Origin of the sequence: Mariniflexile sp. HMF6888, assembly GCF_044335535.1 — a bacterium.
In the GTDB taxonomy this organism is placed as follows: domain Bacteria; phylum Bacteroidota; class Bacteroidia; order Flavobacteriales; family Flavobacteriaceae; genus Mariniflexile.
In genome coordinates this window covers 59,696-85,893 of sequence record NZ_JBIQVZ010000002.1, presented here as the reverse complement: position 1 = coordinate 85,893, position 26,198 = coordinate 59,696, and the positions used below count along the sequence as shown (strand labels likewise).

Sequence of the window (26,198 nt, the reverse complement as noted above, 5' to 3'; positions counted from 1 at the left end):
TGAGACTGTTTATGAATCTAAATCGAATGTTTCGGTTGGGTTTTTAGTATCGTGGTAGTCTAGCATACTTTCACCATCGGCAATAATGGAACAAACTGTTGCATCACCTGTTACGTTTACCACAGTTCTAAACATATCTAAAATCCTATCCACAGGAAAAATAATAGCAATCCAAACGGGGTTTAATCCCACCGAATTCAACACCACAATTAGCATCACCAAACCAGCACTTGGTACAGCGGCAGATCCAATGGATGCTAGCGTTGTAGTTATAACAACGGTTAATTGTTGACCAATTGTTAAATCGATCATATGCATTTGTGCTAAAAAGATAACGGCAACTGCTTGGTACAAACTGGTACCATCCATATTAACAGTAGCTCCAATAGGCAACACAAAACTGCTCACTTTTTTATCGACGCCCAAATTTTGCTCTACACATTCCATGGTAACAGGAAGTGTTGCAGCACTACTAGATGTTGAAAACGCCAAGGTTTGCGCTGGTCCCATAGCTTTAAAAAATCCTAAATACGGTATTTTCTTTACAAATAGTTTTAATATGGTTGGATACGCTACAAAAATCATTAGTAAGAGCCCTACTAAAACAGTTAACGAATACCAACTTAATCCTTTAAAAATCTCAATGACCTTACCAATATCGTCTCCCGCCATTTTACTAACCACACCTGCTAATAACGCAAACACAAAAAATGGAGCCGCTTGCATAACCAAGTCTACCATTTTCAAAAACACCTCATTAATCCCGTCCACCAAGGTTAAAACCGGTTGTGATTTATCATCAGGAATAAACAATAAACATATCCCAAAAAATAAGGCAAAAAAGATAATTTGCAACATCAATCCATTATTGGAAAGCGATGCGAAAAAATTATCGGGCACTATATCTACCAAAGGCTGTAGCGGAGAAACACTTTGTTGCTTATTGGCTTTTTCAAGTTTATCTGAAACCGACGCTTCCTTCAATTCAGATTTTGTTAGTTTTGAAATCTCCTGTGCGCGTTCAAAAAACTGGGGATCTTTTAAATAATTAATACCATCCTTAACTTCATGGCCTTCGGAAGCTGCCCAAATTTCATAACTAATGCGGTTATCGATTCTACTCTGTTCATCAATTAACTTACCCGGTTTTATAACATTTACCAAAAGCAAGCCTAAAGAAATGGCCATGACCGTAGTTATTAAATAAATAAACAAAGTCTTTCCGCCCATTCTACCTAAACTTTTAGGGTCGCCAATATTGGCAACACCACCAATTATAGAGAATAACACTAGAGGTACGGCTATAAGCTTTAATAAATTGATGAAAATAGTGCCAAATGGATCAATCCAATTGATGGTAAACGCACTCCAACCTAATGAGCTTGAAAGTAATGCCCATATAATACCGAGCGTCATACCTATTAAGATTTTCCAATGTAGTGCTAGTTTTTTCATAGAGCCTATTCTAACCTCTCCAAAAAAGAGGGATGTTTTTATTGATTTTTAAAAATTTGAAGGCAAGATAAGAATTTTATAATTCTTATTTATTTGGTAGTTTCTGTTTTATAAGTTGAACTCATTTAAAGTTTTTGAAATTAAGCGAAAATTAGGGGGTTTTAGTTCTGTTGAAGGCTTTTTTGAGTTAGGGCCGAGCGTAAAGAAAAGGTTTAGTAAACCTTTTTAGAGAAGGAGCCAGCTTGTCGCGTTGGAAAAGCTACGGAAGGAAGAAAAGGAAAAAACAGAGCTAAAATCAGCAATTTTTTAGCAAATTGAAAAACTTTAAACGAGTTCATTTAGAACTTTTGAAGATATTGTTTTTTAGCTAGCTCTTGTTAACGGTTTTTAAAACATGTAAAACACAACCAATAAGTTAGCCTCCATGAAATCTTTCTGCTGCACCCAAAACAAAGCTAAAAACGAGAAATAACTACTTACTATATATTTTATTTTGCAAGTAAAAATCGGCAATTACCAAAGCCGCCATAGCCTCTACAATAGGTACGGCTCTTGGTACAACACATGGATCGTGACGTCCTTTTCCTTGCATTTCTACTGCATTGCCTTCTTTATCGATGGTTTCGTATTTTTGGATTAAAGTCGCCACAGGTTTGAAGGCGACATTAAAATAAATATCCATACCGTTGCTTATACCGCCTTGAATACCACCAGAATAGTTGGTTTTAGTCGTGCCATCGGCATTAAACGAATCGTTATGCGCACTACCATACATGGTACTACCCTCAAAACCACTACCATATTCAAAACCTTTTACGGCGTTGATGGATAACATGGCTTTTCCAAGTTCGGCATGTAATTTATCGAAAACAGGTTCACCCAAACCAACAGGCACGTTTTTAATAACACAACTTACAATACCACCTACGGTATCGCCCTTTCCGCGAACTTCTTTAATAAACGTTTCCATGTCTGCAGCCATTTTTGCATCTGGACAACGTACTATATTCGATTCTACTTGGGTTAAATCTAATTCGTTGTATGGTTTGTTAAGCTTCATGGGACCAACACCCGACACATAAGCAGTAATTTCAACGCCTTTTAGCATTTGTTTTGCAATAGCGCCAGCAACCACACGACATGCCGTTTCACGTGCAGAACTGCGCCCACCACCACGGTAATCGCGCACGCCGTATTTTTTATCGTAAGTATAGTCGGCATGACTTGGTCTGTAACTATCTTTTATATGCGAATAATCGTGTGATTTCTGATTGGTATTTTCAATAACAAAACCAATAGAGGTTCCTGTTGTTACACCTTCAAATATTCCCGAATGAAATTTTACAGTATCTGGTTCTTTACGTTGGGTAACAATGGCAGATTGCCCTGGTTTTCTTCTGTCCAATTCTTGTTGAATAGCCTCTAAATCCAATTCAATTCCCGATGGGCAACCATCAATAACACCGCCCAATGCAGGTCCGTGAGATTCGCCATAAGTCGTTAGAGTAAACAGTTTTCCAAAAGAATTTCCAGCCATAAATATAATTTTTTGCTAAAATAAAGCTTTTTTATAAATCAAGTACACCAAATACAAGCTATGATTTATTTATTTTAATATCTATAATCATAAAGTCCTATAACACAAAAGAGCTTGTCGAAGCTATGGATTATATTGACTGTTGTTTATTGTTTATTGTTTATTGTTGAATCGTTGAATCGTTGAATTGACCACTTACTATTGGCTAATGACTATCGGCTATTGACCAGTGGCTACATTGCTGAAAGCTTGTAGAGAACCTTTTTGTCAAACTGAGCTTGTCGAAGCTATGGATTATATTGACTATTGTTTATTGTTTAATCGTTGAATTGACCACTTACTATTGGCTAATGACTATTGACCAGTGGCTACATTGCTGAAAGCCTATAGAGAACCTTTTTGTCAAACTGAGCTTGTCGAAGCTATGGATTATATTGACTATTGTTTATTGTTTAATCGTTGAATCGTTGAATTGACCACTTACTATTGGCTAATGACTAATGACTATTGACTAATGGCTATTCCTCAGAGATATGGAAATGAAATAACGCAAACAGGGTAACACTTGTTTAACAATATACTCATGTTAATATAATTATAGGATAACGATTAAGTAATATAAAATCAAGTATTTTACAAAAAGCAAATTAGAAAATTGAAAATTAAACGTAAAATAGAAATTGCCGTCATATCAGATGTACACTTGGGCACGTATGGATGTCATGCAAAACACTTGTTAAACTACTTAAATAGCATTGAGCCAAAAAAACTTATTTTAAATGGAGATATCATGGATGTTTGGCAATTTAGCAAACGCTATTTTCCGAAATCGCATTTAAAAATTATAAAAAAGATCATGAACATGTCTGCTGAAGGTGTAGAAATTATTTACATCACTGGGAATCATGATGAAATGCTTCGAAAATTTAGTGGTACTTCCATTGGGAATATCTCCATAGTAGATAAATTGGTTTTAGAACTACATGGCAAAAAAGCATGGTTTTTTCATGGCGATGTGTTTGATGTGTCTATACAAAATGCCAAATGGCTAGCGAAATTAGGTGGCTATGGTTATGACGCATTAACCTTGTTGAACCGTTTTGTTAACTGGTATTTAGAACGTCGTGGAAAAGAACGTTACTCCTTATCAAAAAAAGTTAAAAATGGCGTAAAAGGGGCCATTAAATATATTAATGATTTTGAAAAGGTTATTTCAGATTTAGCCATTGAAAACGGGTATGATTATGTAGTTTGCGGACATATACACCAACCAAAACTGGAACATATAGAAAATAAGCACGGTAAAACCATGTACTTGAATTCTGGTGATTGGGTTGAAAATTTTACCGCTTTAGAATACCAATTTAAACGTTGGAAAATTTACAGTTACAACCAAGACAAGCTCTCCCCTTTTTATGTTGATGAAGAAATAGAAGACATGGATATTAAAGATTTAATTGCAGCCATTACCATTGTAGAACAGCATGAAAAGAAAGCCAAATAGCTTTTTTGCAAAGATGCAAGACTATCACTGAACACTGTGACTTTTCACTGCGACTGCGACTGAAAACTAAACCAACGCTTCTCGTAAAATAGTAATAGGATGCTTTGCTTCTCGCTGGGTACCGTCTTTGATTTGATGCCTACAACTGGTTCCATTGGCTGAAATTACCACATCTTTTGATGCGTTTCTAACAGCTGGAAATAAGGTTTGTTCACCAACTTGCATACTGACCTCATAATGTTCTTTTTCATAACCAAAACTTCCTGCCATGCCACAACAACCACTTGGAATAATAGTCACTTTATAGTTTGTTGGCAAATTTAAAACATCAAAACTAGACAATTGATTGCTAAATGATTTTTGGTGGCAATGCCCATGAAACTTAATGGTTTTTGCATCTGAAGTGAATTGTTCTGGTTTAATATGGCCTAACTTTATTTCTTGCTGAATAAATTCTTCTATTAAAAATGTATGCTTTGCAATTTTTTCTGCGGAAGCTTTATCGTCTGCCAACCTTAAATATTCATCTTTAAAAGTTAAAATTGCCGATGGTTCGACACCTATCAATGGTGTTTTTTCAGTAATTAAATCCTTAAAAATGGCAACGTTCTTATTGGCCAAATCCTTAGCTTGTTCTAATAGACCCTTTGATAAAAAGGTACGTCCGGATTCGGCATTTTCAACCATTTTAATCTCGTAATTTAAGGCTGATAAAAGTTGAATGGCATCAACACCTATGGGCGTATCTAAATAATTTAAAAACTCATCATTAAACAAGTAGACTGTCTTTATATATTTTCCTCTAAACTCTTGTTTTTTAATATTTTGAAACTGATTACTTAAACTTTTATTTGAAATCAAAGGCAAGTGCCTTTCTTTAGCAATCCCAAACGATTTTTTTAAAATAGAGGCTGTAAAACTATTAGAAAACATAAAATTTGTCAGCTTTGGAACCATGCTTCCATAACGGTTCAACGTGTTGTTATAAGCAAATAATTTGGTACGCAAAGACACGCCATTTTCCTTTTGATATTGATACAAAAATTCCGCTTTTAAACTCGCGACATCCACACTACTTGGACATTCGCTAGCACACGCCTTACAACTTAAACACAAATCGAAAACCACTTTCAATTCTTCGTGGTCAAACTTATTTGTCTTAGTAGAATTTGTTAAAAATTCACGTAAAGCATTAGCTCTGGCACGTGTCGTATCTTTTTCGTTTCTGGTAGCACGGTAACTTGGACACATGGTTCCTCCAAATTCTGGTAATTTTCTACAATCGCCAGAACCATTACACTTTTCAGCTTCACGTAAAATGCCTTGTGAATGTGAAAAATCGAGCATGGTTTCTATTTGGGGCTCTACCCTATCGGAAACGTATCTTAACGATTCATCCATAGGAAAAGCATCCACAATTTTCCCTGGATTGAAGATGTTATGCATATCAAATGCCGCTTTTATTCGCTTTAAAATTTGATAATTTGGCTCACCAATCATTAACGGAATAAATTCAGCTCTTACAATACCATCACCATGCTCCCCACTCATAGAACCACCATATTTTTTTACCAAATGTGCTACATCGGTAGTGATTTTTCTAAACAACACCACATCTTCAGACTTTTTAAGGTTTAAAATGGGGCGTAAATGCAGCTCGCCCGCACCTGCATGTGCATAATAAATGGCTTCTTGATTGTAGCTTTTCATTAACATCGAAAATTCCGAAATATAATTTGCTAAATCGGATACGGTTACAGCGGTATCTTCAATACATGGTGCCGATTTTTTATCGCCAATAATATTCCCTAACAAGCCCAATCCAGCACTACGCAAATTATTTGCTTTGTTTATCTCATCTCCTTCCAATATGGGGAAGGCATAACTTAGCCCAGAAGATTCAATAGCCTTTACCAAGTTTTTGGCTAAAGCATCTACGTCTTGTTTTGTAAATGCTCTCACTTCACACATTAAAATAGCCTTAGGGTCACCTTCAATAAAACTTCTGTTTTCTTGTTGGATTTTATTGTGTTTTGTGCAATCCAAAATGGTTTTATCCATCATTTCACAGGTGTACAAATTATGATTCATCACCATTTCAACAGCATTTAGACACGTTTCTATGCTACTGAAATGTGCCGCAACCATAACGGCTTCTTGTGGCGGAAGTTTATCTAATTTTAAAGTAATTTGTGTAGTAAAGGCCAAGGTGCCTTCGCTTCCTGAAAGGAGTTTACACATATTAAACTTTTCAGAAGTATTTGAAAACACTTCTGATTTTATCAATTCATCAATAGCATAACCCGTATTCCTTCTATGTATTTCTGGTTTTGGGAAGTTTTCAATAATTTGATTTTGAACCGTTTCAGACTTTAATTCTGAATAAACGGTTTTATAAATAGCGCCTTCCAAAGTATTTAATGTTGTTTTATCTTGAAATACTTTCGAAGATATTTCATTAAATACAACTTCACTACCATCACTTAAAATGGTATGCATTTCAATAACTTTATCCCGCGTTACACCAAATTGAATGGATGTTGTACCCGATGAGTTGTTGCCAACCATCCCACCAATCATACACCTATTGGATGTTGATGTATTCGGGCTAAACCACAATCCAAATGGTTTTAAATAATTATTCAAAGCATCGCGAACGACTCCTGGTTGTACTGTAACAGTTTGCTCCTTTTCGTTGACATTTAATATTTTAGTGAAGTATTTTGATACATCTACCACGATACCATCTCCAACACATTGGCCTGCAAGTGATGTACCTGCTGTTCTTGGTATTAAAGATGTTTTATGTGCTTTGGCAAACTGAATAAGCTGTTTGACATCATTATTGTTTCTAGGATATGCAACAGCCAATGGCAGCTTTCTATATACAGAGGCATCGGTAGCGTAAATAGATTTTATTAAATCATCATAAAATAATTCTCCCGAAAGTTTTTTGCTTAATGTCTGTAAATGTGATGTTAACGCCATGGCAATTGAAAAATAATTATAATTTTAATAAGAAGTTAAATATAAATACATTTTTGGCGTTATTTTTGTAAAATTGAAATGGATTATTTAAAAAATCCTTAAGCATTAATTGACCGTATATTAATTACAAACAAAAATTACATTTATGAAGAAATTACTTTTATTTTCAGTAGCGTTATTAGGTTTTACCTTTTTATCAAACGCACAAGACATTTCAAATAACGCCTTAGGATTGCGTTTAGGAGACAGCAATGGTGTTGGAGCCGAAATATCTTATCAGCACGCCCTAGGCAGCAACAACCGTTTAGAGGTAGATTTAGGCTGGAGAGATGGCAAAAACTATGATGGTTTTAAACTTGCTGGTTTATACCAATGGGTTTGGAACATAGATGGTGGCTTTAACTGGTATGCTGGTGTTGGTGGCGGATTAGGGTCGTTTGGTTATGACGATAACAATGGAAATGATTACAACGATACGTTTGTTTTTGCTGCCGGAGATATAGGTATTGAATACAACTTTGATATTCCTTTATTAATTTCATTGGATTTTAGACCAGAAATTGGTTTTGGAAATGAAACTTACGACAACAACGACTTAGATTTTGATATTGCTTTAGGTATCAGATACCAGTTTTAAGTGAAACGTTTTATAAAAACAGAAAAGCACCTCAATTGGGGTGCTTTTTATTTTTACTATAAAGCGGTTTACAACTTTTTTTATATTAACGTGAGTTTTCTATGTGATGTAATCTTATATCCAAGTGTTTAGATAGTTATATAAATAAAAAAATGATATCATTACAAAACCTTAATTCAGGTTGATAGGCATACCTTGTAACTTTTAACAGTTTAACCGTGTAATTGTTGAATCGTATATCACAAACTTCATCGGTACATCAAACTCTGAACACTGAACTTTAAACTTCGTTAAAATTTATATTGAACTCAGGCTATATTACGAACTATAGCACCAAACACTTCGCCAAAGTATCTTGGTAAATAGCTTCGTATTGTGGAACAATGGTATGTAAATCATATTTTTCGGCAATTTTTCTAGCATTAATTTTAAAAGTTGCCAATCGCTTTTTATCACTTAAAATATATAGGGCATTTTTAGTCATATCGGCAATATCGCCTACATCACTTAAAAAACCCGATACACCATGCACATTAACTTCTGGAATACCACCTGTATTACTTGAAATAACGGGCACTCCCGATGCCATGGCTTCTAAAGCTGCCAATCCAAAACTTTCTGTTTGTGATGGCAACAAAAACAAATCACTGAAACATAATATTTTATCAATCTCATTACTTCTTCCAAAGAAAATAACTTTATCTAAAATACCTAATTCTTGACAACGCATTTCTATGTGCTCTCGTTCTGGCCCTTCACCAATAAGCATCAATTTTGCGGGCATTTCTTTTTGAATGTTATAAAACACACTAATAACATCTTGTGAACGCTTTACAGGTCGCAAATTGCTAATATGTGTGATTATTTTTTCGTCTTCTTTCGCCATCATACCACGTTGGCAATCGGTAAACTTATGATTGTACTTATCTAAATCGATAAAGTTAGGTACGACATGAATATCATTCTTTATATCAAACAAACGCAATGTGTCATCTTTTAAACTTTGCGATACTGCGGTTACTGCATCCGATTTATTAATACTGAAAGTCACTGCTGGTTTGTAAAACGGATGGCTGCCAACAAGCGTAATATCAGTTCCGTGTAAAGTGGTAACAATAGGTATATAAATACCATCTTCTTGTAACATTTTTTTAGCCATATAGGCAGCATAGGCATGCGGAATAGCGTAATGCACATGTAAGATTTCAATTTTATGAAGTTTTACCATATCAACTAATTTACTTGACAAGGCCAACTCATAAGGCTGGTAGTGAAACAGCGGATATTCTGGAACAGTCACTTCGTGATAATGCACATCATTACTTAACAACTCTAAACGTACGGGTTGATTATATGTGATGAAATGAATTTCATGACCTCGTTTAGAAAGCTCTAAACCTAATTCGGTAGCAACTACCCCGCTACCCCCAAAAGTTGGGTAACATACTATGCCTATTTTCATATTTTTTTAAGTTATAAGTGTCTTAAGTTATAAGTGCCTAAAGTTTTAAGTGTCTAAAGTTTTAAGTGCCTAAAGTTAATCTATCTAACCTTAAATACTTATAGCCTTTAACTTTAAGTACTTACAACTTTTAACTTTAAGTACTTATAACTTTTAACTTTAAGTACTCTCAACTTTAAGTACTTTATTAATCAATTATCGCTTCATAAATTAAGCGTTGTATATCGGTTCTAATATTTTTCTTTGAAAGCAAATTCTCTACAGCAGTAGGATGTGTTCTGTTTGATAAAAACACATAAACAATTTCCTCTTCAGGGTCAGCCCAAGCATAGGTTCCTGTAAAACCAGCATGACCAAAACTATTTAAAGATATGCAACCACATGTTGGACCTTCCTCTTCTAATTGAGGCTTATCGAACCCAATACCTCTTCTGTTTCCTTTATTACAAAAGTAACAGGTATTAAACTTATCGATTGTTTCCGGTTTAAAATAATGCTTTCCTCCATAATAGCCTTTCTGCAAAAACATTTGCATGATTTTGGCAACATCATTGGCATTACTAAATATGCCAGCATGTCCACCAATACCATCTTGCATAGCTGCTCCCATATCGTGTACATATCCATGCACTTCTTGAAACCTGTAATAATCATCAACTTCTGTCGGAACAATTTTTTTATTACTTATTTTATGGTACGGATTATACATGGTATAGTTGGCTCCCAAAGATTTATAAAAATGTTCCTGCACAAGAAAATCTAAGGTTCTGTCGTAATAATTCTCAATATATTTCTTTAAAATATAATAAGGGAAATCACTATACCTGTATTGGAGTTTGTTTAACAATTCTGAGTCTTTAATAATTTTTTGTATGGAGTCTGGATAATCTGAACGCAAATATAAATTTTGAGCCACTTCAATATTAAACTTTTCACTACGCTCTGTTCTATAATATTTATTACTCGGACGTTTTGTGGCACTGTCTAATGTATGTGCATAAAACGGTTCCCATGGCTTTAGTCGGGCATAATGGGACAACATTGCTTTTAATGTAATATTTGCTTTGTTTGACTTTTTATAACTAGGTAATATTTTAGAAAGCTTCGTGTCTAAAGTAACCTCACCTTGTTCTTCCAATTCCATAAGCAATGGCAAAGTCGCCAGTATTTTGGTTAAAGATGCCACATCATAAACATCATCAAATGTAACCGCCTGTGTTCCTGAATACGTGTGCTTGCCAAAATTTTTATTATAAATGACTTTCCCTTTTCTTGCCACCAACAATTGTAAACCAGGTGTCATATTACCATCTATAGCACTTTGGGCAATAGAATCTATTTTATTTAGTTTTTCAGAATCCATACCAACACGTTCCGGAACCGTATAACTTAAACGTTTTATGGCGGTATTTTGAATGCCATCGCCTACTTTAAAATAATTTCCAATAGAGACTGGCAAACTGCCTTTTGCATCAATAGCACCAAATATAAGTTGTGCCGATTTTTGTTGTGCTATGTCACTGTTTTGGTAACTAACCACGATGCTTTCTATGTTTTCAATGGTTGCTAAATCTGAAAGTACATAAGGCTTTACAAAAACATCTAAAATGACTTTATGTGCTCTCGCTATTTCATACAACCAAGTTAGTTCTTCTTCTGAAAACTGATACGGTTTCCAAGGACTTTGGTTTGAACGATGCAGCCCAATTACAACCGTGTTATAATCCTGAAGCTTAGCCATAAGTTCATCTAGCATTGTAGCTTCTATGTGGTGTACTTTGGTGTATTTTTTTAGTTCGTTTAAAAACACAGAACCATCATCATCGCCCATTTTTACATAAGCAATTGTTTTTTCTTCAAGCTGTTGAAGTGGTACTAAATTATGTTCATTTTTAACAATAGTAATGGCATTTTCTAAAAGTTCTTCATATAGAATATCATCCTTCAACCTATTTAAATCGGTCGATAAATCATTCAAACCAACAGGTTCGTAATTATTTAATCCTACTTTATATTTTGCTTGAAGAATTTTTTTAACCGAAAGTTCTAACCGGGCTTCGCTAATTTCACCATGGTTATAAGCTTCTATAATTTTTGAAATACCTACAGCTACGTCTTCAGACATAAGCATCACATCATTTCCTGCTTTAAATGCCGCTAAATCTATGGCACCAATTTCCTTAAAATCGGCAGCGCCTTTCATGGTTAAAGCATCGGTAAATATAAGTCCCTTAAACCCTAGGGTTTCCTTTAAAATATCGGTGACAATGTGTTTTGATAATGAAGAGGGATACCCCGATGGCTCTAAACTAGGCACTTTTAAATGTGCCACCATAACACTGGAAAGCCCTTTTGTAATTATTTTATTATATGGATATAACTCAATGGAATCGATGCGCTTTTCGTCAAAATTAATAGTTGGTAAGGTTTTATGTGAATCTTGATCGGTATCGCCATGACCTGGAAAATGTTTTGCATTGGCCAAAACACCTGCGCTTTGCATGCCTTTCATAAAAGCCAACGCTTTCTCGGTTACATTATCCCTGTCTTCACCAAACGACCGATTGCCTATAATGGGATTTAACGGATTGGTATTGATATCGACCACAGGCGCAAAATTAAAATGAACTCCAAGCCGCTTACAATGCTCTCCAATGTGTTTTCCTGTTTGCTCTATTAGGTTATTATCTTTTATAGCCCCAAGCGTCATATTCCAAGGAAATGCATAGGTAGAGTCCAAACGCATGCTTAAACCCCATTCTGCATCCATTCCTATTAACAACGGCACTTTTGAAAGTGCTTGTAGTTCGTTATTTAATTTAGCTTGTTTAACAGGGCCGCCAAGAGAATAAATCAGCCCTCCTATATGATACGTTTTAATTAACTCAACTATTTTGTTTTTAGCGATTTGGTCTTGATTGGACATGACTTGTACCATGTACAACTGCCCTACTTTTTCGGCCAAAGTCATGGAGTTATATATACTATCGACCCATTTTTTCTGTCCTTTAACATCTTTTGCTGCTAAAGGGTTTTCAATAGTTTGGCTACTTATTGAAAGTGATATATGTAAGGTTACTAATATTAATAAGATTTGGCGCATATTAAAAATTAATTAGGTATTTATATAGCAATAACAGTTATATAAATAACCATGCCAAAATACTACTTTTAAAAAGAAGTTAAAAAGACTTTAAGATAGATTTATAACAAGTTTGTGAACATGGTTAGTCCATAACAAATTTAATACCCATAGAAACAATATCAGCTTTTAAACCTGTATTGCGTTTATAACTATTATATTTTAAATCAATACTTTTTAAACCGAGTTTCCATATATGTGATTTTGTAAAAATATCGGTATACCCCACACCAAAACCATATTGAGTGGCGTTAAATTTAGACAAATCGTAGTCTGAGGTATAATATAAACTTGTAGATAAATGTTCTTCAAAAGGTGCAAAATAATTGGCTGCCGTTTGATTATAATAACGATACGACGGATACAGTGTGAATTTTGATGACACTTTTACTGGCAATTCCACACTTGCCGTATGTGAATTAACACCCCAATCATCAAAATAATAACGGTAATATGTTCTTACTGAAACTATTTCATTTAAGTAATAATGCCATCTTAAACCAATAGGTATTTTAAATCGGGTACTAGGCATACGTTCAATATCATCCGCTAACTGAAAAACATCTCTATTGCTTGAAGATGCATAATTATTAATACTTGCAGCATTACCAATGTAATAGTTATTTATATCTGCAAAATAAACACGTTGCATGGGGTTAGAGAGCCATCCTTTTTGTTGAACCAAATCGAAAAATAACGAAAACTGCGAGTTCTTATTTAATATTTGAGAAAAACTAACAGATAACGAATATGAATTTCTAGACTTATTATCTATAAGGCTAAATCCTAAAATAGGATGCCAACTTGTACTTGCATTTCCGCTTTGGTCTAAAATGGTTACACCTTCAAAAAAACCTTGATTTAAATTCCCATTTACTTCTAGATAAGAATCTAATTCAGTTGGATATTTTGGCATCCATTGGTCTAGATAAACTTTTGTGTTTACACCTAAAGTTGTATTTTTCTCGTTAAATTGTTTTAATAAACCTCCACCAAAGCCAATTGAAAAATAATCATATTCCGTAGCAAATGATAGGTCTGCATTCCAAACTGTGTTTCTATCATCAGAACTGTGGGAGTAATTAATATTTAAACTTCCCCAAGTATCTTGTCTTGAGGCACCAGAAGAAGCCACCCATGGACTTCCTATAACATCCCCTAAAACATTACCATTACCATTATTATCATCGTCACCTTCTCCCCTCGAAGCACCACTTAAATCAAACGGGTTTAAATTACTTGATGAAGCTGAAGTATATGTTGATATACCTGCATCAACAGTAAGCACATCATCAGCATTTAAAGGAATGCTTAAAACTATGGTTGGCGTAAAATCAGAAAGTTTTTCTGTGCCAATGCCACCAGTTACCGAAGCATTATTACCATCTTGGGTATAATAACTTGTTAAAAAATCGACTTCAGCAGTTTCTAGAACACGCTTTTTATAAACTGATGCGGAATCTTGCATTGTTTCTTGTGAAAACCCCATAGCTACTATGAACAAAACTGGGATAATTAAAAACCTTTTCATTTTAAACATTTAATTACAACCACAACCACCACCAGATTTACCACCGTTTGCCCCCGAAGCTGCTTCTCTATAAACCTGAAAATTAGTTTCAAATCTATTTACTTTTTTTTGCGATAAAGTCATATCGGGATCGTTCAAGTTTACTTTTTCGTATTCTTTAACCACAGTACAAGACGTGAATGCTATTATAAAAAGGATTAGCAAAAACACTTTTTTCATTAATCTATAAGTTTTAAATTAATATTATTTGAGGTATGCAGTTTGTTGTCCTTATCTACAATAACACATTCTACACCTTTAAGTTGATTTACAAAGTCTAAACCAGTTTCTACACCCATAACAAAAATGGAAGTTGCCAACGCATCGGCTAATTCGGCATTTGCAGTAAAAACTGTAGCACTTAATATTCCTGTGCTTGGGTAACCTGTTCTTGGGTCTATAATATGGGAAAACAAAACATCGTTAAAGATTACATATTTCTCGTAATTACCAGAAGTTACCACCGCACTATTACTTACGGGCAACCATGAAAATACTTTACTCTTATTTAATGGATTAACAATGGCAACCATCCAATCTTTACCGTCTGGCTGTGTTCCCCATGTATTTAAATCGCCCGATGCATTTATAATGCCTGCTTTTACTCCTTTCTGTTGAAGTAATGCTTTGGCTTTATCGGCAGCATATCCTTTTCCTATAGCTCCAAAACCTATCTTCATATTTTCCAACTTTAAAAATACAGAATGGTTAGCTTCATCTAAAATGATGTTTTTATAACCCACTTTTGAAACTGATTTTTTTATAGCTTCTTGTGAAGGCATTTCGGTCATACTTCCATCAAAATGCCAAACCTTATCCATAGATGCATAACTAATATCAAAAGCGCCATTGGTCAATTCTGAAATTTTTAGACAACGCTTTATTAGCTGGAACAATTCATTTTCCACAACTACGGGTTTTATACCAGCATTTCTAATAATTTCTGAAGTTTGTGAATTGGCATCCCAAGATGAAATTAACTTTTCAATTCTTGATATTTCGTTTACAGCAATCTCAATAAAATTATTTCCTTCATCCTCAGTCTCCGCAACCACAGTAATATCAAAACGGCTACCCATTAACTTTAGGGTTTTAGTATAAGTATTTTGAGAAAAAACCGCAGAAATTATTAAAAAAGCTGAGATACTAAATAGGGTTTTCAATTCAATTTTTCAAATGATGTTAATTTTTTAAAATAATCTGAAGGATTGGTTTTCTCATAACCTGTCTTGCCCAGTACTTTGCCATCTTTATTTAAAACAACTACTAAGGGGAAAATACCTTGGTTATTATAAATCTCTGCTAATTTTGAATTTTGAAGTGTTTGTTCTTTTGATAACTTATTAGCTTTTTTTCGAGGAAAATCGGCTTTAAGCATTACAAAATGATTTTTTGAAAGCTTTTTAAATTCATCTGAACTCCAAATTTCCCTATCTAACTTCATACAGGGAGCGCACCAATCAGATCCTTGAAAAACCAAAACAATGTTTTTATTGTTTTTAAAAGCTTGTTGTTTTGCTTCTTCAAAACTAGTTGTCCAATCTTGTGCAAAACTTGAGAGACTTAGAAAAAACAAAAAGAGACTAAGTAAATAACCATTTTTCATTAATACATATTTAAAAATAAAAGTAAACTCTTTTTGTTTAATTCAATGTAACATAAGTTACTTTAAATGATAAAAACATGCTATTCAATCAAATCAATATGCCTGTCGTGGTAACCCAATAAATATAATACACCATCTAACCCTATACTTGAAATAGAGCTTTGTGCGTTGTCTTTTACCGTTGGTTTTGCATGAAAAGCAATCCCTAAGCCTGCAAGGTTAAGCATCGGCAAATCGTTAGCACCATCACCAACCGCAATGGTTTGATCGATATCAATCCCCTCTTTTTGAGCTAGTTCTTTAAGGTATTCTGCTTTTTTATTCCCATCAACAATTTCACCTATATAACCACCTGTTAAAAGACCATCTTTAATTTCCAATTGGTTGGCATATACATAATCTATACCCAACTCCTTTTGTAAATAGTGCCCAAAATAAGTGAATCCACCCGATAAAATGGCTGTTTTAAAGCCGTAACTTTTTAAAGTATCTATAAGCCTTTTTGCTCCTTTTGTTAATGGTAAATTAACGGCAACATCGTGAAGTACGTCCTCGCTCAAACCTTTTAAAAGCTTCATACGTCTAACAAAACTTTCTTTAAAGTCTATGTCTCCCTGCATAGCCGATTCTGTTATGGCTTTTACTTCGTCACCAACACCTGCCAATTCTGCAAGTTTATCAATAACTTCGGCTTGTATAAGTGTAGAATCCATATCGAAACAAACTAAACGCCTGTTTCGTCTAAAAATATTATCTTCTTGAAAGGCAATATCAACATCTAAATCCATTGATATTTCCATGAATTTTTTGGTAAATTCCGTTTTATCTGCTATTTGTCCTCTAATAGATAACTCTATACAAGCTCGTGGATATTCTTCTTCTTTAGTAAGTGATATTCTACCTGTTAGTCTTTTTATAGAATCTATATTTAAGTTCTTTTCTGAAATGACTTGAGTCACTTTTGATATTTGTTCAGCAGCAAGTTTTTCTCCTAAAATAGTAACTATATAACGATCTTTACCTTGAAGTCTTACCCAATTCTCATAGTTTTCAAGTGTAATTGGTGTAAACTTCGCTTTAATACCAAGTTCGTATGATTTAAAAAGTAAATCTTTTAATACGGCTGCAGAATTAGGTCCCGATTGAATTTCAAACAATATACCTAAAGACAATGTATCGTGAATATTTGCTTGCCCGATATCTAACACTTTGGCATTATATTCAGCCAAAACACTTGTTAAACTAGAGGTTAATCCTGGTTTATCCGGTCCAGAAATATTTAATAGGATAATTTCATTAGCCATAATTATATATTTGCTCCTTTAAGCTGCAAAATTGAATATTCTATTTGAAATATGAAAGTTTTATAGGTTCTAATATTTGGAAGATTATTTATAACCTATTTAATAAAACGACTATGCCAACTCTCACTTGCTGGTACTTCCCAGTTTTCGTTAAACTCAGCAATATTGGTAACTAAATTATTAAAAACAATGGTATTTTTAGAAATAGCTTTATCTTTTGCCATTTGTTTAAAGTCCAAAAGTGTTTTATACGCTACAAAGTCTCCTTGTTTGTAAGACACATTCATTTTATCCATTAAATCGACCTTGTATTCTTTTTCTAACTGTTGAATAAAATGTACCGATGCATCTATAGAGCAACCTGTAGCTGCATTCATTTTTTGGTTTAAACCAATCACTATGAATCGGTTATATTTAATGAGATAACCCGATTGCAAATCACTGCCATGTGCCGTCCAGTTTTCTATAAATATATTTAGTTTCTCTTGAATTTCTTCAAGCTCTTGTTCTGAAAAGGAACGGTTTGCTTGGTAAATCCAAACGCGTGATTCTTCTGGTAATGTATTAAAATCTACTAACATTAATTTGATTTACGATTTACGATTTTTGATTGACGATTTACCTTATAACTTTCTAACCTCATAACCTTATAACCTTATAACCTTTTTTAACAATCTACAAATCTTGGGCATTAGCAATTAACTCCGCAATATCCATAACGGTAACATCTTGTTCTTTTTCTTTGGCTTTTACACCATCGGTCATCATGGTGTTACAGAACGGACAACCAGCTGCAATTATTTCTGGTTGGGTTTCCAAAGCTTGTTCGGTACGCTCTACATTAACATCTTTAGTACCTTTCTCGGGTTCTTTAAACATTTGAGCGCCTCCTGCACCACAGCACAATCCGGTACGCTTGCAATTTTTCATTTCCACCAACTCTGCTTCTAATTTCTGAATTAATTCGCGTGGTGCTTCATATACATTATTGGCACGACCTAAATAGCAAGGATCGTGAAATGTAATACGTTTTCCTTTAAACTGACCACCTTCAATTTTTAAACGTCCATCGTCTAATAAGGTTTTTAAAAACTGCGTATGGTGCATCACCTCATAGTTTCCACCTAATTCTGGGTATTCATTTTTTATGGTATTGAAACAATGTGGACATGCGGTTACTATTTTCTTAACTTCATAAGCATTTAAAACCTCAATATTAGTTACGGCTTGCATTTGAAACAAAAACTCGTTTCCTGCTCGTTTTGCGGGATCACCCGTACAACTTTCTTCGGTTCCTAGTACAGCAAATTCTACTTTGGCTTTGGTTAATAGTTTAACAAATGCTTTGGTTATTTTTTTTGCTCTATCGTCAAAACTTCCTGCGCAACCGACCCAAAACAATACTTCAGGCTGTTTACCTTCTGCCATAAATTCTGCCATGGTTGGCACTTTTAGTAATTCGCTCATTTTTTTGAATTAATTTTCACTACTTTTTTTCCTTTCTAACATTAAATCTTGCATATAATCTTTAGCCTTTTCCATTAAATTAGAAGATAGTATTTGATAAAACAAAGGAGAATCAGTATCGTAATTTACCATGACCCATTTATCGTTAGTAGCATCATCTTTTAAAATAATGGTCATAGTATCTTTCATCAAAACGTCCATAGTGTTATTTGATACAAACTCGACATCCATTCCTTTTGCAGCCATCATAGAAATCATCATTTGTTTTGATTCATCATTAAATTCTTGTTTATTAAAGGTCATTTTCATATTCATATCATATGAAACAAAAACATACTTTAAATGATTCTCTTCGCTTTTAAAAAGTTCAGATAGTTTATATTTTGGAATAATTTTAGGTATATCTATAGAAAAATCTTCATTGCCTTCAAACATTGTTTTAATAATACTTTTCAAGCTTTCTTTAGGCAGTATTTCAAATACTTTAGGATGTGTCATGTCTAATATAGCATCAAAATCTCTATTGTTTACATCAACAAACATCTTTTGAGCTAAACTGTCAACATGTTTTAAATCGGCATTTACATGCTCTTGAGCATCATTTTTAGATGCAAATCCAACTAGTAAAAAGCAGAAAAACAGAATTTTAAATGTTTCTTTTTTCATTCTAAAAGGTTTTTTATTCGTTTTTCCAGTTTAACCGGTCCATTTGGTTGTATGGCCAAGGTGCACCATTATTCTCAATATTCGTCATCATGTTATTTAACTCGACTGGTGCAGCACTTTGCTCCATAACTAAATAACGTCGCATGTCTATTATAATTGAAAGCGGATCGATACTTACTGGACAGGCTTCTACACAAGCGTTACATGAGGTACATGCCCACAATTCTTCTCTGGTTATATAATTATCGAGAAGTTGTTTGCCATCTTCTTTAAACGCGCCCTTATTGGCGTCAATGTTTTTGCCTACTTCCTCTAGACGGTCGCGGGTATCCATCATAATTTTTCGTGGCGACAGTTTTTTACCCGTTTGGTTTGCAGGACATTCGCTGGTACAGCGTCCGCATTCGGTACAGGTATAAGCATTTAGCAGTTGTACCCAATTTAAATCTTGCACATCACTAGCTCCAAACTTTGCAGGAATATCGTTTTCTGTTCCTTCTGCTGGTGCTGCAAATGGGTCAACATTAGGATCCATCATCAATTTAACTTCTTTGGTAACTGCTTCTAAGTTATTAAATTGCCCTTTGGGGGTTAACTTTCCATAAAAGGTATTTGGAAATGCTAATAAAATATGAAGATGCTTAGAGAAGTATAAATAATTTAAAAATACTAAAATACCTATAATATGAAACCACCAAGCTGCTCTTTCTACAACATGAAGTGTGTTTTCTGATATACCGCTAAACCAAGACGCTATATACTGACTGATAACATTCCCTGTATTCAAGCTTTGAAAATGTACATCGGTTGCGTTCATTACCAAAAACAACATCATTAATACCATTTCAAAATATAAAATGAAATTGGCATCATTTTTAGGCCAACTAGTCATTTCACTTTTCCAGAAACGCGCTAATTTAATAATGTTTCTACGTATCCAAAAAATGGTAACCGATACAAATACTAAAATAGCTAAAACTTCAAAAGCACCTATTAAAAATCCGTAAACAGCTTCGGGTAGTATTGACAAACCTATTCTGTGTTTACCTGAAATACCATCGATAATGATTTCTAAAACCTCAAGATTTATAATAATAAAACCTAGATAAACTACTACGTGTAAAAACCCAGCAATTGGACGACGAACCATTTTACTTTGCCCCAAAGCTATCATCGCCATGTTTTTCCAACGTTGTGATTTGTTATCACTAACATCTACATCACGACCTAATTTGATATTACGGGTGAGTTTTTTTACGTTTTTAGCGAAGAACCCAATACCAAAACCAAGTAAAATTATGAAAAGTATATTTGGTAAATATTCCATGAATGTTTATTTAGTTTCTTCTTGATATGGAATTTCTTTTTTGGACAATACCCTGAAATAACGTTTAGGGTGCAGTTTTATATCACGAAGTAATTCTTCCATTTCTTTTGTAGCGCCTTCAAGGTTGTTGTACAACGCTTCGTCCTTAAGTAACTTACCTATAGAACCTTCTCCTTTATCGATAGTTGTTAAAATGGTATTTAACTTATTTAGTGTATTATCCAAACTCTCAACAGTAGCACCAACGTTGGCATTTTTTAAATCTGCAGTAAGCACCGCTAAATCACTACTGATTGTTTTAAATTTTTCAAGTATGGCAGCAATGTTTTTATCGTTATTAGAAATAACGGCATTTACTGAGTTTGAAGTGTTTTTAAAGGATTTTAAGGTGTGATTTAATTCTTCAATAGTTCGTTTTAAACCAGCATCTGAATTATCGTTAACCAACCTATTGATGCTCAGCATAAGCGTATCGGTTGATTTTAAAGTCGCATCCAAATTATCACTTAATCCAGAAAAGTTTTTAGAAAGCGTTGTAACAAGACCATATTCAACTTCAGATGGTAAAACATCGCCTGGTTTTGCTTGTTCGCCTTCGGCACTTATGAGTATGGCAAGTCCATTTCCACCCATTAACCCGGTTTCGTACATCTTGATTACAGAATTTTTAGAAAATTTTAAAGCTGCATTAACCGAAAAAGCAACTTTGGTTTTACCTGTATTATAATCGTAAACTATATCTTGAATTTTACCAACAGTATTGCCATTTACTGTAATAGGAGACGATTTATCAAGTGCATTGTAATCAAACTCTGTATAATAAACATCGGTTGATTCGAATAGGTTTTTTCCTTTTAAATAATTAAATCCAAAAATAAAAAGGACAATGCCCGATAGTACTAATATGCCTGTTTTAACTTCTTTTGATATTTTCAAAGTAAATAAAGTAAATGTTTTAGATGTACAAATTTAAAATAAATTTAAAAAGAACCTCTTTAATTAGCGGTTGTTTTTAGAGCTTCTGATAAGCTTATTTTTTTAGCATCTTTAAACGCTACTATAAAACTGGATTTATAGCCTTTATTAATGGCTTCTTCTTCAAGGGCTTTAACGTTATCGTAATTGGATGTGTTGCCATAAAAATACTTAAACAAACCACCTTCTTTTTCCCTCGTAATATTTTTTAAGCCTTTAAAATTATAGGGGTTGGGCTCAATGGCTCGGGAGGTGGCTGCTATTTGAACCTTAAATGTTATGGATCCTACAATTGTTTCTTCCGTTTCGTTTGGTATCGTTGTGGCTTCTATTATTTCTTCTTCGAGTATTGGTTCTTCAAACTCAAAATTTCCAACATTGCCATCCAAATTGTGTTTATATTCTAAAATGGCACTGGTAATAGAGTTAGCCATATCTTTTTGTCCACTTTGTGAATTTAAATAAGCACCTTCTTCTTTGTACGTTAAAAAACCTACCTCTATCAATACACTAGGCATCACTGTTTGGTGCAAAACTATTAAACCTGCCTGCTTAACACCTCTATTATTTCTTTTTAATTTAGTAGTGAATTGCTTTTGAACTAAGCTTGCCAACATAATACTTTGGTCTAGGTATTCTTCTTGACTTATTAATATGCTCATAACAGATTCTGGCAAATTGGGGTCGAAATTACCATACTTGTTTTTATAATCACTTTCTAGAAAAATTACCGAGTTTTCCTTTTTAGCTACCTCAAAATTGGTTTGATTCCTATGGATTCCCAAAACAAACGTCTCTGTTCCGTGTGCTTGGGATTTATGCGAATTACAGTGTACCGATACAAATAAATCGGCTTTTGCTTTATTTGCAATCTGTCCTCTTTCAAACAAATCTACAAAAACGTCTTTATCTCGTGTGTAAACAACTTTAATGTTTGGATTTTTCTCCAACTGCCTTCCAATATCTAGAACAATTTTTAAAGCAATGTCTTTTTCTTTATAACCATTTCCTATATTTCCAGGGTCATGCCCTCCATGGCCAGCATCTAAAACCACTACAAATTTTTCTACTGCTTCATTTTTTCCTACTTTAATAAATGAAGAAAATGTTAATACTGTTATAAATAATACGAAAAGTAATACTCTGTTCGTTTTCATGAGGGTAATCATATTTGGTTTAAATCATTAATTCATAAACATTAACTATAATCATCGTGTTTTATTTTGATAACTATGGCCCACAAACATTTTAACGATCAAAAAACTTGGTTTATTACTCATTATGTTTGAGTTCAAGTTTAATTTAAAATTTTAATTGAATAATAAATCAATCACAGAAAAATATATGTAATTTTGGCTTTTCAAAAATCGAGCCATACTTTTACAAAAATACATTTAAAAGCGTTGCACACAAACAACTTTAAAATACTTTTCACATTAAGTTTTACAGTGTTTATTAACATGTTAAGCTTTGCACAAGACATCCCTAAAAACGGTATTACTATTGACAGAAGTGTTAAAGACAGTATTGTTGTTAGCACCGATAGCTTACTATTACCTAAAGCTTCTGAAAAAGCACAGGATTCTACTTTTAAAGATTCCATTAAGCCTAAAAAAGAACTTTTAGAGCATACGGTAAAATACCATGCAGTCGATTATACCAAGTTTAACCAGAAAGAACACAAGTTATATCTTTATAATGAAGCCACCATTGATTATGGCGACATGAATATTGCAGCAGGGAGTATTACTATAGATTACACAAAAAACACAGTATACGCTAAAGGTATTACAGATTCTATTGGTGGCTATACCCAAAAACCTGTTTTTACCCAAGGCGCCAATGTTGTAGAACCCGATTCCATTATTTTTAATACAGAAACAAAAAAGGCACTTATTTACAACTCTAAAACCGAGCAAGGTGATGGTACCATTATTGCATCCATTACTAAAAAAGAAAATGATTCCGTTTACTTTTTGAAAAATGCAAAATATACCACTGCCGAAAATTTAGAGGACCCTGAGTATTATATTCGATTATTAAAAGCCAAAATTGTACCCGGAAAAAAAATAGTAACAGGAGCTGCCGGTTTGTATATTTATGATATTCCTACGCCCGTTTGGTTGCCTTTTAGCTTCTTTCCGCAGTCTGAAAAACAAACATCTGGTATCATAATCCCTAGTTTTGGTGAACAAAATAACCGCGGTTATTTTTTACAAAATGGCGGGTATTATTTGGCTATTAGTGATTATGTAGATTTAGCACTTTTGGGTGACTACTATACCAACGGAAGTTATGGATTTCGTACAGAAAGCACCTATGCAAAACGCTATAAGTTTAGAGGTAATTTTAGTTTCAGGTATGAAAACCTAATTAATAGCGAACGTGGTTTTCCCGATTATTCTAAGTCAACCATTTATAATATCCGTTGGTCGCACAGTCAAGATGGGAAATCCAATCCTAATTCGCGTTTTTCGGCATCGGTAAACTTAGGTAGTAGTACATATTATAAAACTTCAGTTAATCAAATTAATACCGGTTCTTTTTTAAATAATACCTTGTCTTCTTCAGTTTCATATTCAAAAACATTTCAAGGCGAACTATCACCAAATATTAGTTTAACGGCAACACATTCGCAAAACACCAATACCCAACAAATTAATATGACGCTTCCAACTTTTCAAGGAAGTCTAGGAAGAATATATCCTTTTGCTTCTAAAACAGGCACTAAAAAAGGAATTATTCAAAATATTAACTTGCAGTACAGCGTGAGAGGGGAAAATAGAATCAATACTACCGATTCGCTTTTCTTTAAAAAAGAAATGTTTAATGATGCCAAAGCAGGTTTTCAGCATACCATTCCTCTTACCACTAATTTTAAGTTATTCAAATATTTTAGCATAAGTGCCAGTAGCAGCTTTAATGAAGTTTGGACCTTTAAAACCATAGAAAAGAGCTACGATGCTGTAACCAAGAAACCTATTATTGAAGATGTAAATGGTTTTGATGCGTTTAGAACTTACAATTTTAGCACCAGTTTAGGAACGACTGTTTATGGGATGTTTAACTTTGAAAAAGAAGGTGAAGACACCAAAATAAAGGCTATTCGACACATAATCCGTCCGTCTATAAGTTATAATATCAACCCCGCTTTTGATAAATATTATGAAACGGCAGAAGTAGTAAATGCCGATGGCTTAACCTCTGCAGAATTAGATGCTATTTATAATAACACAAATTTAGAATACAACCGTTTTGAACAAGGTATTTTTGGGGGGCCAGGAAAAAATTTCTCTAGTTCTATGGGTATTTCGGTTTCTAATAATCTTGAAGCAAAAGTGCGCGATAAAGATAGTACCGCAACCGAAGCAAAAAAGATTATGTTATTAAATAACCTAAACTTTTCAACGTCATATAATTTTGCGGGTGATTCGCTACAATGGAGCCCTGTTAGAATGAGTGGGAGCACACAACTTTTCAACAATAAAATGAGCGTGAATTTTGGTGCTACTTTAGATCCTTATGCGCTAGATAACAACAATACGAGAATTAATAAATTTAATATTGACAATGGTGGAAGTCTTTTTAGGTTAACCACTGCCAATTTAACCACAAGTTGGTCTTTATCTAGTGATAAAGGTGGTAAAAAAGGAAAAAAGGATGATGAAAATATTAATAGCCCCGAAGATTATTTGCCAAAAGATTTAGATTATGCCAATCAACAATTTGGAAAAGAAGAAAAAGACAAGGAAGAAGAAGATGAAGAAAAAAAACCAAGCGAATATTACAACTATAAAATCCCTTGGAACTTACGAATAGCATATGCTTTAAATTATTCTAATAATAGGCGGGAAAATCAAATATCGTCTCATTCACTCATGTTTTCAGGCGATATTAAATTATCAGACAAATGGTCTATTGGCGCCTCATCTGGTTATGATTTAAAAAACGCTGGATTTACTTATACGCAATTACGTTTTGAACGCGATTTAATGAGCTGGCGTATGAATTTTAGTTGGGTACCGTTTAGCTCTAGAAGCTCATGGAATTTCTTTATTGGAATTAAATCGAGTATCTTAAAAGATTTAAAATACGAAAAACGAAATCAGCCTGATATACAGTTATAGGTTCTGGGTTCAAGGTTTTGGGTTCTAGGTTTTTTCAAAAAAAAAAAAAAAACAGAATCCATCTTGTCAGTTCGAGTGATTTTCGAAGCATGAGAAAATTGTATCGAGAACCTTGTCAATTCGAGTGCGTAAATCGTAAATCAAAAATCGTTAATCTTCGTTGATTTGTTGATTTGTTGATTTGTTTATGAGTTTATTAGTTTATTAGTAAAAAAACCTTGAACCCAAAAATTAAAGTTATGAGTTAAAAGTTATGAGTTATGAGTTATGAGTACAAAAAAAACAGAACCCAGCTCCCCAATCCAACAATCTAAAAAGTCTAAAAATCTAAGAAGTCTAAGAAGTCTGTCCTAAACCAAACCCAACAATATCTCGTATATAAAGAAGATAAAAAAACGCGTTCAATATATTTCATGAAAACATACCCCTAC

The 26,198-nt window shown here is 33.8% G+C and carries 19 protein-coding genes; 3 read left to right on the top strand and 16 right to left on the bottom strand.

Going from position 1 to position 26,198, the window contains the following annotated elements; genetic code table 11:
• Positions 1 to 9 precede the first annotated feature (9 nt).
• Together ACGLWY_RS05670 and aroC are read right to left on the bottom strand one after the other, a co-directional pair.
• Positions 10 to 1,455 carry a dicarboxylate/amino acid:cation symporter gene (locus tag ACGLWY_RS05670; RefSeq protein WP_396618706.1) on the bottom strand — a complete coding sequence of 482 codons (1,446 nt, stop codon included), beginning with the start codon at positions 1,453 to 1,455 and terminating at the stop codon, positions 10 to 12.
• Between the two features lie 472 nt (positions 1,456 to 1,927).
• On the bottom strand, positions 1,928 to 2,992 hold the full coding sequence (aroC, locus tag ACGLWY_RS05665; protein WP_396618705.1) for a chorismate synthase: 1,065 nt from the start codon (positions 2,990 to 2,992) through the stop codon (positions 1,928 to 1,930).
• A 655-nt stretch (positions 2,993 to 3,647) separates the two neighbouring features.
• Here aroC and ACGLWY_RS05660 point away from each other — a divergent pair.
• Positions 3,648 to 4,496 (top strand): UDP-2,3-diacylglucosamine diphosphatase, encoded by an 849-nt coding sequence (locus ACGLWY_RS05660; RefSeq protein WP_396618704.1) that lies wholly within the window; start codon positions 3,648 to 3,650, stop codon positions 4,494 to 4,496.
• A 66-nt stretch (positions 4,497 to 4,562) separates the two neighbouring features.
• Here ACGLWY_RS05660 and ACGLWY_RS05655 read toward each other — a convergent pair whose 3' ends face one another.
• A complete protein-coding gene (locus tag ACGLWY_RS05655) occupies positions 4,563 to 7,484 on the bottom strand; it encodes an FAD-binding and (Fe-S)-binding domain-containing protein (protein ID WP_396618703.1) in 2,922 nt (973 codons plus the stop codon).
• 145 nt (positions 7,485 to 7,629) lie between these two features.
• On the opposite strand from ACGLWY_RS05655, the gene ACGLWY_RS05650 reads away from it, so the two are divergent.
• On the top strand, positions 7,630 to 8,121 hold the full coding sequence (locus tag ACGLWY_RS05650; RefSeq protein WP_396618702.1) for a hypothetical protein: 492 nt from the start codon (positions 7,630 to 7,632) through the stop codon (positions 8,119 to 8,121).
• Between the two features lie 325 nt (positions 8,122 to 8,446).
• On the opposite strand, the gene bshA is transcribed toward ACGLWY_RS05650, so the two are convergent.
• The 13 genes from bshA to ACGLWY_RS05585 all read right to left on the bottom strand — a co-directional run bounded on the left by bshA (position 8,447) and on the right by ACGLWY_RS05585 (position 22,797).
• Positions 8,447 to 9,583, bottom strand: a complete 1,137-nt coding sequence (bshA, locus tag ACGLWY_RS05645) for an N-acetyl-alpha-D-glucosaminyl L-malate synthase BshA (RefSeq protein ID WP_396618701.1) — start codon at positions 9,581 to 9,583, stop codon at positions 8,447 to 8,449.
• A 187-nt stretch (positions 9,584 to 9,770) separates the two neighbouring features.
• A complete protein-coding gene (locus tag ACGLWY_RS05640) occupies positions 9,771 to 12,686 on the bottom strand; it encodes a glycoside hydrolase family 3 N-terminal domain-containing protein (protein ID WP_396618700.1) in 2,916 nt (971 codons plus the stop codon).
• 124 nt (positions 12,687 to 12,810) lie between these two features.
• A complete protein-coding gene (locus ACGLWY_RS05635; protein WP_396618699.1) occupies positions 12,811 to 14,256 on the bottom strand; it encodes a DUF3570 domain-containing protein in 1,446 nt (481 codons plus the stop codon).
• Between the two features lie 9 nt (positions 14,257 to 14,265).
• Positions 14,266 to 14,475 (bottom strand): DUF4266 domain-containing protein, encoded by a 210-nt coding sequence (locus ACGLWY_RS05630; protein WP_396618698.1) that lies wholly within the window; start codon positions 14,473 to 14,475, stop codon positions 14,266 to 14,268.
• Positions 14,475 to 15,458: an FAD:protein FMN transferase gene (locus ACGLWY_RS05625; protein WP_396618697.1), complete on the bottom strand. Its 984-nt coding sequence runs from the start codon at positions 15,456 to 15,458 to the stop codon at positions 14,475 to 14,477. The genes ACGLWY_RS05630 and ACGLWY_RS05625 overlap by 1 nt, the downstream gene beginning before the upstream one ends.
• The gene (locus ACGLWY_RS05620; RefSeq protein WP_396618696.1) at positions 15,455 to 15,901 is read right to left on the bottom strand and encodes a thioredoxin family protein; all 447 of its coding nucleotides are present in this window, start codon (positions 15,899 to 15,901) and stop codon (positions 15,455 to 15,457) included. The genes ACGLWY_RS05625 and ACGLWY_RS05620 overlap by 4 nt, the downstream gene beginning before the upstream one ends.
• An 80-nt stretch (positions 15,902 to 15,981) precedes the next feature.
• Positions 15,982 to 17,205: a phosphoserine phosphatase SerB gene (serB, locus tag ACGLWY_RS05615; protein ID WP_396618695.1), complete on the bottom strand. Its 1,224-nt coding sequence runs from the start codon at positions 17,203 to 17,205 to the stop codon at positions 15,982 to 15,984.
• Positions 17,206 to 17,300: 95 nt separating this feature from the next.
• On the bottom strand, positions 17,301 to 17,786 hold the full coding sequence (locus ACGLWY_RS05610) for an ABC transporter ATPase (protein WP_396618694.1): 486 nt from the start codon (positions 17,784 to 17,786) through the stop codon (positions 17,301 to 17,303).
• Between the two features lie 94 nt (positions 17,787 to 17,880).
• Positions 17,881 to 18,672 (bottom strand): (Fe-S)-binding protein, encoded by a 792-nt coding sequence (locus ACGLWY_RS05605; protein WP_396618693.1) that lies wholly within the window; start codon positions 18,670 to 18,672, stop codon positions 17,881 to 17,883.
• 9 nt (positions 18,673 to 18,681) lie between these two features.
• Positions 18,682 to 19,338: a hypothetical protein gene (locus tag ACGLWY_RS05600; RefSeq protein WP_396618692.1), complete on the bottom strand. Its 657-nt coding sequence runs from the start codon at positions 19,336 to 19,338 to the stop codon at positions 18,682 to 18,684.
• A 13-nt stretch (positions 19,339 to 19,351) separates the two neighbouring features.
• Positions 19,352 to 20,665 carry a 4Fe-4S dicluster domain-containing protein gene (locus tag ACGLWY_RS05595; protein WP_396618691.1) on the bottom strand — a complete coding sequence of 438 codons (1,314 nt, stop codon included), beginning with the start codon at positions 20,663 to 20,665 and terminating at the stop codon, positions 19,352 to 19,354.
• Between the two features lie 6 nt (positions 20,666 to 20,671).
• Complete coding sequence (locus tag ACGLWY_RS05590; protein ID WP_396618690.1) at positions 20,672 to 21,601, bottom strand: MlaD family protein; 930 nt, start codon at positions 21,599 to 21,601, stop codon at positions 20,672 to 20,674.
• Between the two features lie 59 nt (positions 21,602 to 21,660).
• Positions 21,661 to 22,797 (bottom strand): N-acetylmuramoyl-L-alanine amidase, encoded by a 1,137-nt coding sequence (locus ACGLWY_RS05585; RefSeq protein WP_396618689.1) that lies wholly within the window; start codon positions 22,795 to 22,797, stop codon positions 21,661 to 21,663.
• 195 nt (positions 22,798 to 22,992) lie between these two features.
• Here ACGLWY_RS05585 and ACGLWY_RS05580 point away from each other — a divergent pair, with 195 nt between their 5' ends.
• Complete coding sequence (locus ACGLWY_RS05580; protein ID WP_396618688.1) at positions 22,993 to 25,767, top strand: putative LPS assembly protein LptD; 2,775 nt, start codon at positions 22,993 to 22,995, stop codon at positions 25,765 to 25,767.
• Positions 25,768 to 26,198 lie beyond the last annotated feature (431 nt).